General features: G+C 57.9%; 6 protein-coding genes. All 6 read right to left on the bottom strand.

Annotated features, from left to right (window positions below; all coding sequences use genetic code 11):
* Positions 1-68 precede the first annotated feature (68 nt).
* The 6 genes from ABNH18_RS02330 to ABNH18_RS02305 all read right to left on the bottom strand — a co-directional run bounded on the left by ABNH18_RS02330 (position 69) and on the right by ABNH18_RS02305 (position 12,793).
* Positions 69-5,651, bottom strand: a complete 5,583-nt coding sequence (locus ABNH18_RS02330; protein ID WP_349381266.1) for an alpha-2-macroglobulin family protein — start codon at positions 5,649-5,651, stop codon at positions 69-71.
* A gap of 1,364 nt (positions 5,652-7,015) precedes the next feature.
* Positions 7,016-8,386 carry an exopolysaccharide Pel transporter PelG gene (gene pelG, locus ABNH18_RS02325; protein WP_349381265.1) on the bottom strand — a complete coding sequence of 457 codons (1,371 nt, stop codon included), beginning with the start codon at positions 8,384-8,386 and terminating at the stop codon, positions 7,016-7,018.
* Positions 8,386-9,954: a GT4 family glycosyltransferase PelF gene (gene pelF, locus ABNH18_RS02320; protein WP_349381264.1), complete on the bottom strand. Its 1,569-nt coding sequence runs from the start codon at positions 9,952-9,954 to the stop codon at positions 8,386-8,388. Before pelF ends, pelG begins: the two co-directional genes overlap by 1 nt.
* On the bottom strand, positions 9,932-10,942 hold the full coding sequence (locus tag ABNH18_RS02315) for a hypothetical protein (protein WP_349381263.1): 1,011 nt from the start codon (positions 10,940-10,942) through the stop codon (positions 9,932-9,934). The genes pelF and ABNH18_RS02315 overlap by 23 nt, the downstream gene beginning before the upstream one ends.
* Complete coding sequence (locus ABNH18_RS02310) at positions 10,935-12,269, bottom strand: PelD GGDEF domain-containing protein (protein ID WP_349381262.1); 1,335 nt, start codon at positions 12,267-12,269, stop codon at positions 10,935-10,937. Before ABNH18_RS02310 ends, ABNH18_RS02315 begins: the two co-directional genes overlap by 8 nt.
* Positions 12,269-12,793, bottom strand: a complete 525-nt coding sequence (locus ABNH18_RS02305) for a hypothetical protein (protein WP_349381261.1) — start codon at positions 12,791-12,793, stop codon at positions 12,269-12,271. Before ABNH18_RS02305 ends, ABNH18_RS02310 begins: the two co-directional genes overlap by 1 nt.
* Positions 12,794-12,797 lie beyond the last annotated feature (4 nt).

The following is a 12,797-nucleotide window of genomic DNA, read 5'->3' as shown; positions in this document are numbered from 1 at the left end:
GACGAGGCCGGATGTCGGGTTACGGCTACGCCTAACACGACCTACACATCGGAAGCGAGCATCAAGCCCTACTCCCGCGTCACTTCAATCCATTGGCCTTTGCTGCGGGACTGGCGGGAGCCGTCGTACATGGCTTGTACGTTCCAGGCGGGCAGGTAGAAGCGGCCGGCGAAGGAGGCGTTGAGCGCCACGCGCACGGTGAGGCTGTGTTTGCTGCCCGGTTTCAGGTCGAAGTAATGCATTACCCGGTCGTCGCGCAGATCCTGATACGTCACCCGTTCCTGATCATCCGCGCTGCCATCCAGTCGGCTGCTGTTGATCTGCCAGCCGGAGGGAAGGATCTGGGTCAGGGCCAGATTTTCCAGGGTGCGGTTACCGGTATTGGTGACGGTGACTTCGGCAACCAGATCCTGCCCCTGGGTCAGGCTGGCCGGGTTCACCGATTTACCGTCAACCAGGAAGCGCGCGGTAAGGCTGAGCCCTTCGCTGCTGACCTGTTCGTTACCCGGCGGCGGCGTGCCGGTGTTGCTCAGGGTGACGAACAGTTTGCGCTCGCTGTCGTTACGGACGCTGAAGGCTTGCGCGGATTCACTATGGCTCAGTGTCTGGCGGTAAACCGGCGAGGTGGCTGCTATTTCCTGCCAACCTTGTTTGCCTTCGCGCACAGCAAATTGATACCCCTGCTCATCGCTCTGGCTGCCCGCGTAGCGTGCCATGGCCATCAGCGACCAGGCGGTGGTCTGGGTGCTGTACCAGTTATCCGCAGATAGTTGGCTGGCGATATCTTGCGCCAGGGTCCAGGCTTCTGCGGTGTCGCCACGGGCATCGGCCACGGTGAGGCGAATAGCCTGATCGCGTAGCGAGGAGCCATAGGTGTAGCTGGCGCCATCGTATTCCAGATCGCTCGCGGCGGTGGCGGTGAGTTCCCCTGCCACATCACTCAGGCCCATTTGCTGGTAAGCCGCCGCCAGCAACCAGCGACCACTGTGGTAACTGGCACTGCGTGAGTAATCCGGCTTGGCCATCTGCAGCCGTTCGCGCAGCCGGTTCATGGCTCCAACTTGTGGTTTGCCGGCCAACGCCAGGGTGTACTGGCGATAGGCTTCCGCGCTCCACTGCCAGGGCCGGTCGCCCAGGCTTTGGCTGCGGCGAATTTGATAGCTGGTCCAATTTTCCAGCATGGCGGCAGGCACCGCGTAACCGAGCCGCTTGGCTTCCAGCAGAAAGTGGCCGGCGTAGCTGGTGCCCCAGTCGCTGGCATTGGCCAGGCCGGGCCAGTAACTAAAGCCACCATCGGCCAGCTGGAAACGCTTGAGACGCTCAATGCCTGCGGTCACGTTGTCCTGAACCTCCTGCTTTTGCTGCTCGTCCAGTTGTAGTAGCTGATTCAGGTACAACTGCGGCAGCACCGACGAAGTGGTCTGTTCGATGCAGCCGTGGGGATAGCGCAGCAGGTAGTCCAGCCGACGCTCCAGGCCCATGGCGGGCAAGGCGCTGACCACCACGGTGCTGCTGTTGGTCCCGGCCATACCGTGGGGCTGCGATTCCAGCGCCCAGATTTCACCGGCCGCCAGTACCTTACGGGTATCACGGGTGGTGGGCGGGTTCGCCGCGCGCACCGGCAGGTGCACGGTTTCCGAGGCGCGGTGTTTGCCCCCTTTCGCGGTGACGGTGATGTCGCCCGTGCCCACCTGCTCCTTGGCGGTGATTTTCAGCATGGCTATCTGATCGGACGGACCGGTAAAGGTCAGCGTGGCTTTGCCCTGCTCTACCTCGAACAGGTCCTCATCGGCGTCCACCGTCAGGGTGACTTTTTTCAGGCTGTCGTCGGTGACGAACACGGTCACCGGCAGCGACACGCTTTCCCCCGGACCCAGCACCCGCGGCAAGGTGCTCAGCACGGTGAGCGGCTGGGTGACGGTAATGTCCTGCTCGGCTTTGCCGTAGGCGCCGTTATCCCCGGCCACCACCATGGCCCGCACCTGCCCCATGTACGGCGGCAAGGTAATGTCGTGGTTGGCGGTTTCATTGGTATCCAGGGTGAACGGGCCCAGGAATTTCACCACCGGCGGGAAGCGCCGGCGCTGCTTTTCCCGACCATCGTCGGCGCCGTCGGAACCGCCCAGCGCCAGTAGCTGATCCAGTTCTGCCCCGTAGGCACCGACAACCATGTCGAACAGATCCCAGGTCAGTACGCCCAAAGCTTCGCGGCGATAAAAACTGTCGTGGGGGTCCGGGGTCTGGTAGTTGGTTAGGCCCAGCAGGCCTTCATCCACCAGCGCCAAGGTGTAAGTCATCGGTTTACCTTTCTGCTCGCTGACCTTCACGGTAAAGGTCTCTTCCGGTTTCACCTTTTCCGGGGCGCTCACTTGTGGGCTGAGACGCGTGTTCGGGTCATCCACCAGCAGCGGCACCAGGCCATAAAGGCGGATGGGCCGATCGTTGTTGCGGCCGCTGTGCGGTTGCAGCAGCGCCACGTGCACGTACACATTAGGCGCCATATTGGCGGTGATGGGGATATCCAGGGTCTGCGCTTCACCGTTGGCGGGTAACCAGTAGTGATCCAGTACCCGCGAGCCGGTTTCCAGGCTCACCAACAGGCGGCCTTTGGCCACCGCCGGCAGTTGAATATGGGCGGTGTCGCCAACGGCGTAGCGATCCTGATCCGCCGACAGCGACAAACGTGTGGCCGCATCCTGGCTGCCACTGGCTTGTTCCCAGCTCCAGCCCAGATACACGGTTTGTGCGGTGCAGTGGTCACTTTGTCGATCGCAGATGCGGATCAGATGGCGGCCCCAATCGTAGTCTTCACCGTTCAGGTTCCACTGGGCGCGGCCTTCTGCGTCGGTGGTGATCTGTGCCTCGGCCACGCGTTTGGTGTTGGGGTCACTGATGTAGTTGCTCAGATCGTCACCGGCTCGGTCCCACCACCATCGCCAATCAATCTGATAGACGCTGATATCCAAAGGCCGGCTGGCGTCGGGCTTGCCGTCGCTGTCCAGGCTGATCAAGTCGATGGCGTGCAGGCCCTCACGGGACAGTGCCCCGCCCCAGCCACTGCCTTCGGGAACACGCATGCCGACCCAATGCTTGAACGGGTACACCGGCACGCTGCGAATCTGGGTGCTGTAGTCACCGCTGTTTTCAAACACGCGCGTGGTCAGGGTGGCGCGCAACATGCCCGGGGTCTGCTCCACATTCACGGTGAGCGGCACGGTGGCGTTGCCCTTCGCATCCACATTGCCATCGAAGGCAGTGAAGGGTTCGCTGCTGAGCTTTCGGGTGGGGTCGTCGAAATGATAAGCGTCGTAACCACTGAAACGGGTGGTGCGCGCACTCACCCGCACTTTCATGTCGGCGTTCAAATTAGCGGCGGTGGCACCGTTAAGCCATTGGGTAAATAACCCAATGTCGGTGGCTTCGTTGGTGTACAGCGTCTCTGGCAGGTCCAATTCGATTTTTAATCGGTTGGGTTTGATCGCTTCCACCCGGATTGGAGTATCGAAATAACGCTGGCCCAACCGGGCCACAGCGCGCCAGTTACCAGTGGGCGCGTCTTCTTCCGTGTGTAGCGTAAAGGCATAAAAATCGCCCACGGGTTTGTCCAGCGTATAGCTTTTCACCTTGTTTCCACGGGGGTCGAACCAGTCCAGCGTCAGTGGGTGGCCCTCGGGGATGCTGTTGTCCTGGTCTTCCAGAATAAAGGTCAGGTGAATGTCATCACCCGGGCGCCACACATCCCGCTCGCCGTAGAAAAATCCTTTCAACCCATCGCGTACTTGCTGGCCACCGGTGTTGAACTGGTTAGTGGGCAGGGCCCGGTTGCGGGCCAGTTTCAGGTAACCGTTGTCCCGGTCTTTGACCGCTTCCAGGTAATAGGCGGAACCATCCAGTGTCAGGCTCGCCATGCCTTCGGCATCGGTGAGCCCCATGCCAACCTGCTGCAACTGGTAGTTGTAGGCCTTGAGCACCACGTCTTCGGCGGGGGTGTTGCTGTCCAGCTCGGTGGCCACCACCAGCAAAGTATCGTTCTGGCCACGCTTGGCGATCAGACCCAGGTTGGAAGCCAGGAACGCACGGGTGCTGCTGGCCAGGTCGTTGTACTCATAATAGCTGTCGGAACAGGGGTTCTCTTTTTCGTACCAACTCAGGTAGCCCCCATCGATGTAATAGTTCTCGTAGATATCGTTATGGCCGTCGTCTTGGCCCGGGCCTTCGTAACTGTCCGGCAATGTCGTTTTATTCTTGAGAGCACCATCAGGGCAACTGTAGCTAATGTCATCGCCATCAATAGCCAACGTTAAATGCACCAGGCCGTTGGGGTGTTTGGCCATCAACTCAGTGAGGTCCAACTGATAACGCTGCCAGCCATCGCCATTGCCCGGCAGGGTCAGGGTTTTCTGCCACAAATAACGCCCACTTCGAGAATCCATGTCGGCTTCATTCAGCTCGCTACCCTGCAGATAACGGCCTATGTTGTCATCGAATACCCGGAACGCCTGCACTTTCACCGAGCGTACACCCACGGCTTCAAACGGCACGCTGAGCTGTTTGCCATCGGGCAAAATGGTGCCATCACCCACAAAGCGCACGCCGGGCTTGTTGGTCATCAGGGTGATGGTTTTTTCCAGTTTCTCGGTCAGGCGGCCCTGGCTCGCAGAGCGCAGGCTCCCGTCGATCACCAGCTCCACGTCGTCTTCCAGGTCATCCTGCGGATAAATGCGCAGGGTGCTGCCATCCACTTCCACTCGCGGCGCGTTGCCATTCAACGTGACCAGGCCTTTCAAGTTCTGGGTGGCTTGCAGAGCTTCGGAGAAATTCACCTGAACGTGGGGTTGCGGGTAACTGACCGCCCGCACATTGGTCACCGCGAAGTTTTTCAGGGCCGGCACGGTGTAGTGGCGGATGCCGTTATTATTCACACCAAGTGACTTTGCATCCCAACGCAGCGACACATCACTGGCCTGTTGTTCGCGCGCAATCCCGGTGACGGAGAAAGCATGGCGCAGACCGGCGCTGTCATGCTGCCAGGCAATGGTCAGCGCATTGTCGTTTTGGCTGGCCGCCAGTACCGCCTCAATCTTTGCGTTATCCGCCAGATCGCGCGTTTCCAGGCTGCCGCTGAGCACCATCTCACTGCCATCGTCTGTGGGCAGCAGGGACTCCACCGTCAGGCTCAGTTGCTGGCGCAACACCTGCAGAGAGAACTCAGCAGGCGCAAACGCGTCATCCACATTGGCCAGGCCCTGGGCGTACAGCACCAGGGTCAGCGGTTCTCCGCCGGGCAACGGTTCTGATGGGCGAATTTCCAGCCGATCTTCTGCGGTGAATACCGCGGTGATAGTTCGCTCAGGCAACAGCCGGGCGACCCCGGACTGGGGTTTATCCAACTGGTCGGGAGTGGCCACCGGGTGGTTAAAGCGAACCACCAGCGGCGCGCGGGCACTGATGGTACCTGTCGGCAGGGCCGCCAAGTGAGTCTGCCAGCGCTCATCCAGAGGAGCGACATCAGGAGCATTTCGCTCTGCGGCGGTACCGCTACTCGCTTCCTCTCCCACGCGAGTGGTGTCATCCGTATCATCACAGGCTGCAACCAGCAGCACGGACCACAACATCAAGAGACGAAAAACCGACAAACCCCGACTTGGCATGACACCCTTCCCTGGCAAAATAGTTAACGTGGAAAACATACCACAGACGTGGGACATTCGTTCGGCAACAGTAGCAACTATCCAGCCGCGCCCCGACATTCTGCGTTGGCAGCTGACGGCAAGGCTGGAATGTCGGGTTACGGCTGCGCCTAACTCGACCTACGAAAGCTGGGGAAGCTGGGTGCAACAGGCCCTGGCCGACGCACAACGCCAGCACCGGTAACTGGCCAGTGCCTTGGCACAAAATAGAACAATGACTCACCCCAAAACCGCCTGTTTCCGCTCAGTGGCAAGCCCATTATTTTGCTAATAGCGGACTGCAAACCCAGCTAAACCGGGCGCTCAAGCTGCACGTCTCGCTCTGGCAGGAACGCCTGCGGCAATGCAATCTGATGCCTGGTGGCGGGCAAAAGCTGGACGATGGTGCAAATATTGACCTAGAAGGCTAAACAAAAAGTCTACAAAGCGAATGCTTGCGAGAACAGTTGTCCACATAATTCGGGGCGTCGGTGAGTCCCATTCACCGGCCGCGGAGTTTTCTCCGTGATAGCTCTCCCGAGCCAAAACTATTCACGGCGCCTTTTGGCGCCGTTTTTTTTTGCCGCTCTGCGGCCGCGACACGCTTTCCATAAAACCGCTGTAGGCGTACCTCTTGAGGTACGAACCCCAAAACCGGTCAGTCCGGTGGGTCGAATTAGCCTGAAAGGCGTAATCCGACATTGACCGTTTACCCCTACCAACAAAGCCATATGTCGGGTTACGGCTACGCCTAACACGACCTACAGACTCTTGAGGTACGAACCCCAAAACCGGTCAGCCCGGTAGGTCGAATTAGCCTGAAAGGCGTAATCCGACATCGACCGTTTACCCCTACCAACAAAGCCAGATTCGGGTTACGGCTACGCCTAACACGACCTACAAACTCTTGAGGTACGAACCCAAAACCGGTCAGCCCGGTAGGTCGAATTAGCCTGAAAGGCGTAATCCGACATCGACCGTTTACCCCTACCAACAAAGCCAGATGTCGGGTTACGGCTACGCCTAACACGACCTACAAACTCTTGAGGTACGAACCCCAAAACCGGTCAGCCCGGTAGGTCGAATTAGCCTGAAAGGCGTAATCCGACATTGACCGTTTACCGCTACCAACAAAGCCAGATGTCGGGTTACGGCTGCGCCTAACACGACCTACAAACTCTTGAGGTACGAACCCCAAAACCGGTCAGCCCGGTAGGTCGAATTAGCCTGAAAGGCGTAATCCGACATTGACCGTTTACCCCTACCAACAAGGCCAGGTGTCGGGTTACGGCTACGCCTAACACGACCTACAGACATGGAATTTAGCCAAGGGCATATCCCGCTAATCAGTTAAGCATAAAGGTGGAATATTCCAGCTCTGCCATTTTGCGGCTGACCAGCCACAGGCCCAGCAGCACACACACCGCCAACGCCAGCAGGAAGCCAAAACCGAAGAACTGGGGCCCCAAGTACAGGCTGATGCCGGTAAAGATCACGTTGAGCACAAAGAACAGCCCCGTTAGCAAGACCAGCATGCGACGCTGATCCAGGTAACAGAACACGTTGATGATGGCGAGGAACACCACCTGCAGGGCCGTCGCAACCAACTGCACTTTGAGCAATGGCAAGTACAGTTCTGAAATCCCCAGGGCGTTAAAGATCTGCGCGCCCGCTACCATGATCACCAGCGCCGAGATCGCCTGAATCTTGAGAATCTGGAAGATGCCCTGACGAATGACAAAGACCATCTGGTTACGCATGTCTTCGATGTACGAGAGCGAGCCCCCTTCACGAACGGCGTCATAGAAATTGGAATAATATTCGACGAAATCCGTTTCCATACGCACCAGAAACACGGCCATGCCGGGGATCAGCGACAGATAGGACAGAAATACCGGAATATCGTAGATCAGCGACGCCCGCAGCGGCCCAATCACATCGCTACCGGTACCGTCGTAAAACCAAAACATGGCTTTGTCGGCCCATACCCCGGCGTTATAGAAAAAACCCACCAGCATCAGGCTGGGATACAGGTATTTTTTGCCGAACATATCAAACGAGACGATGCTCTCGGCCGGGTAGCCCCGCACAATCAGTACCAGCATGCCCGCCAGCAGTGTGACTTGCCCAAGAAGAAAGCCCAACAACAGACCATCCAGGTCCAGAAACCGCAACATCAGGGCTCCCATCACTGTGATGGTGTAGCCCAGCGCGTAGAGCAGCAAAATCGCCTTGTACTGCTTCATACCAGACAGAAAAACCGTGGCAATCCAGATGTTACTCAGCACCACAAAACAGGCAATCAGCAGCACCCGGAACAGCACACTCTGCCCAGGAAACAGGAACATGGCCGCCGGTAACGCCAGTACACCGGCGATAATCGTCACCAGTACAGTGACGCCACCAAAGTTGGGCAAGATCAGATCTTCACGATTTTCAAACGAGCGGTCCGCACAGAAGCGGGTAAACGCCAGTTGCACGATGCCGGTCAGGATCAGGCTGATGGCAATCAGATAGGTCACCGTCACCTGGAACTGTGTGACCGAGGCATCCGGCACCACCATACCCAGGCTGAAAATACCGATAATCAGAATACCGATAATCGATAACACCCAGGGGCCGGAACTGATTACACCGGCATAGGCATAGGCCCGGATCAGACCAAGCAGGGTGTCCTTGCGCAGTAATCGACGCAGTTCAAAACCAATGCCGGCCATTAGTGGCTTCCCTCCCGGTATCGGTCGGTGCTTTCTTGCTGGCTGCCTGTAGCCGTGTCACTCACCAGCGATTGATACAAGTCGCGGTACGCGCCAAACATCATTTCCTGGGTGTACAGGTTCTCCACACGTCGAATGCCCGCCTGCTGCGCCTGCAGCCAGGCGTCCTTGTCTTTCAATAGCGCGGCCACGGCATTGCCCAACGCTTCCGGATCGGCAATACCCACCACTTCACCGGCTTTTCCATAGGCCTGATCATCTTCACCCAGGCCTTCAATCAACTGACGGCAGGAGCCCACATCGGTAGAAACCGCCGGCACACCAGCAGCAAAGCCCTCCAGCAACACCAACGGTAACGCCTCACTGATGGAGCTGAGCACGATCACGCCGACTTTCGGTAACAACTCATCAATTTTCTGGAAACCCAGAAACTTCACATTTTTTTCCAGCCCCAGGCTGGCCACCAGGCCGTGGCATTCCTTGGCGTATTCCTTGTCCTCGTCTTCCGGGCCGGCGATCCAGCCTTCGGCTTCCGGCAATACGTTGACCAAGGTGCGCATGGCGCGCAGGAAGGTTTTCACATCCTTGATGGGCACCACCCGGCCAATCAGGCAGGCCACCGGCGGAATCGCCTCACCGCGGGCAGCGCGGACTTTTTGCATCCGTGGCAGGTCGATGCCATTGGGAATATTCAGGGTGCGGTCCGGCGGCGCGCCATCTTCCATCTGCCGTTCGCGGTTGCGCTCGTAGAGCGCCACGATGCGGTCCGACGCCTGATAGCACTCACGGCCCAGCTCGGTGAAAAAATTCACCCATTTCTCGCGGAAATACGCCATTTCAGAATTGTTTTTTTCCACCAGGCCACGGTTATCGCTGATCCATTCGCTCTGGAACAGGTCGATCTTGCGCTCCTTGGTATAAATACCATGCTCGGACAGCAGCAACGGCTTGCCGGTACGGCGCTTGAGCATGGCACCGAGAAAACCCGCATAGCCGGTGGAGATGGTGTGATACATCTTTGCCGGCAGCAGATTGTCGGCAATATCATTAAGCACCCAGATGGGCGAATGCATGATGCGAATGGTCCAGAAATAATCCACAAAGGACGGATCCCGGCTGAAGTCGCGATACGCTTCAGCGATGTAATCCCAGCTGGCCCGGCTGTGCAGGAAGGACTGTTCGGAATAATCCTCACCTTCCCCCAGATGGGTAACGATGCGGCTAAACAACTCGCTACGTTCTCTGGAGTGAATGCCTTCTTTCACCATTTCATGGAAACGGCGCAGGTCGGCATAGGCCTTGCGATTGCCCTTTAAGGAACGTTTTTGCTCCCCACGCTGAAAGTTGTGCAGGTAATGCACCTCCAGGTGCACCACGTTATCCGGCAGCTCGTACTTCATCTCGCCGTAGTCTTCCGGGCGACTACCCACAAAACAGCAGGCAAAGGTATATTCGGGAAAACCCCGAATGATCTGGTTTACCCAACTGGACACGCCGCCACTCACATAGGGGAAAGTGCCTTCCAGTAATAAACAGATATCGGCGCTATCCGCCCGTGGCAGGCTCATAGGCCCTCCAGAATTCAACGGATTTATTGAGTTGGGTGAACTGGCTGTCATCGGTAATTTCGCGCATCAACAGCCGCACCAACGGTATTTGCCGGCGCTGCAGGGCAATCTCGGCAAGCCAGGGGTTCACTTTCGCTGCAGACAACCCCAGGCGACGGGCAAAGGTCATGGATTGGTGTGCTTCTCCCATTTCTCCCTGAGTTAGCTGAATGCGACCGCGCAACAACCACAAACCCGCATCTTCCGGCGCTTCCATCAAGCCCATATCGGCATAGAATGCCGCCCGTTCCAAGGTCAGGGTACGGATATCCCCGCGTACCAGATCCTGATAGTTGAGCTCCCAATACAGTTCGGACAGGCGACGGGCCAAACGGTAACGGCGCGATTCCTTGGCCCGCTCCAACAAGTGCAAGGCCCGTTCGATACCCCGGGTGATTTCCTTTTCTTTCTGATCGAGAATCCCGTAAGCCAGCAGCCGCAAGTCTTCAAAGGAATCGCCCAACGTATGGCGCAACAGGTTGCCGGTTACCTTGGCGGGCATATCCTTGAGCACCAGCATCCCCTGCACTCGCAAGGCATTAGGCGCCTTTGACGTGGTCAGCAGGCTTTTCAGGTCGATTTGTCGAAAGCCGGCCGTGCTGTTGACCTGGACCGGGGTAAAATAAGGCTGATCCACCAGCCCGAAAGGCTTGTCTCGAAACAACGCCGGCAGCCAGATACCCAAGGCGACCCCACCCAGAATGGTGATTAGCCCCACCGCCGGAATAAAAAACGCAAAGGAAAAAATCAGCACCCAGGAAAGAATTTTTGGTGTTCTGAAACGTGGCGGCAACAGCCCCCAGGCCACAACAGACAACAGCGCCGACGCTAGCCCGTGAGAGAGCAGATACAGCACGAACAGGGACAGGTCTGCCTGTCTGCTCAACAGCAACAGCAGGGAGGCGATCTCCGCACTGATCGCATAGATAAGCAGCTTGAGGCTAGACACTCGACGCCTCCAGAAGCTCGGCCACCTGCTCCATCCCTTCACGTTGATCCAGGTGACGATAATAAAACTGCACCCCGGCTTGACGCAGGCTCATGAATGCATACTCCTCTGCCAGCCATTTCTCGGTGCGCAGTACAAAGCCTTCCAGGCTGGATTCCCCGGTCATCGGCATCATGATCATCAACACGTTATCGTTGACCCACCAGGCCAAATCCAGGCTGCGCAAGCCGCGGGCCAGCGCGTCCAGAATCAGGCCTGCCTGCTCACTGTCGTCAGCGACAAACAGCGTCAGCGATGTGTCCACCCGGCCACCCTCTCGCAAGCGCACCAGTGCCGCCAGTTCACTGGCGATCCGGAACGGCATGGTCGGCCAACGATCCAGCATGTCATCGACTTCATCGCCGGCGTGCACCACGTCCGCATAGAAGTTGAGCAGCACGGACAGCAATTGCAGGTTTTCATAATTGATGGACAGAAACGGCAAGCGTTCAATCACCATCACCCCGATGAGCGCGCCGCCGCTGTTGATGATCGGTGCCGCAACCAGGTATTGGCCGTGGTAATTACTGTCATGGTCGTGTTGCTGGATATGGGCCAGCAGCTGGTTCTCCAGTGCATGCTGGAGCAAAGCATTGTTGCGCTCCAGTGGACGCATTTCACCCAGTTGGGCAGCGGGCTCATCGTCTATTTGGCCATCCACCACCCGATAAAGCGCGGCACGCTGCAGCTGGCAATATTCGGCCAACATGTGAATCAGATCATCCGCCGCCGGAAGACGCACCTTGTCACTTTCATCCAGAGTCAGATCACGTAACCGCACCAACGCATCGCGCACGGTATACGGCTTGATCAGCAGGTTCTCTTCCAACCGGTCATGGGAGAGGCGCAGCAGCACATAGCGCTGCGTCAGGTTCTGCAAGCGCTCCAGTGCATAACTGGCCGCACTCTCCGCCCGCATCAACTTCACGCGCCACATATCTGCGAACTCGCCGCAGACAAGAATAATCACGAAACCACCGAGCATGGTGGCCTCAGGAAAGCTCAGCCCGGCATAAAAACCGAAAAACTTGAGAGCAAACCAGCTGCCCACCAGGCACAGCATGCCGAACACGCCAAGCAAACTGCCATAACGCAGCGCCAGCAATATAGGCACCAGCAACACCCACCGGAACGTACCGACAAGGGTCAACGGATCCTCATGACGCAACCAAAGGCCGATACCTACAGCCAGGGCCATCAGGATTACTGATTCGCACATCGACCACAGCACCCTTGGCTGGGGCATAAATAGCGGCGCCAGCTTGCCGTTGCTGATCCGCTCAAGCATTACTGCACCACCGGGGCGAGCAATTTGTCGATGACCTTCTGTCCGGTTTCACTCAGTGAGTCACGCGCCCAGCCCGCCCGGGAACCGGTGCCACTGTAAACAATGCGGCCTTCCGGCAATTCGCGGATTTCAATCATGACACCCACCGCGGGCTCACCATCGACACCGGTTTTATAGCGCCACTCGTGAACCACTCCGCTGACCACATATTGGGCTGATTGTGACGCAACCCACTGGTTCATTTTCTTGCGATTGGCCGCCGAGGTGCCTTCAAACAACACCCCTTCGTTATCGCTTTCCGGGTAGCGAGTTACGGTGTCCACGCCATGGCGGTACAGCACGGATTCCACAATCGCCGCCGCTCGCAAACCCGCCTGGGGGGTCGCGGTACGGTTAACCATCGGCAGAACCAGCCAGTTGCCCTCGCCGGACAATTCCACATCCTGGCTGCTGCGAACATGGGTACACCCGGCCAGCACGGTGGCTAACAGCAAGGATCCCAGTAGCGGAATGCTCAGTCTCATTGGA

The sequence above is a fragment of the Alcanivorax sp. genome, from assembly GCF_040118815.1.
Lineage (GTDB): Bacteria > Pseudomonadota > Gammaproteobacteria > Pseudomonadales > Alcanivoracaceae > Alcanivorax.
The sequence above is the reverse complement of the archived record's forward strand: the minus strand, read 5'-3'. Positions and strand labels throughout refer to the sequence as shown.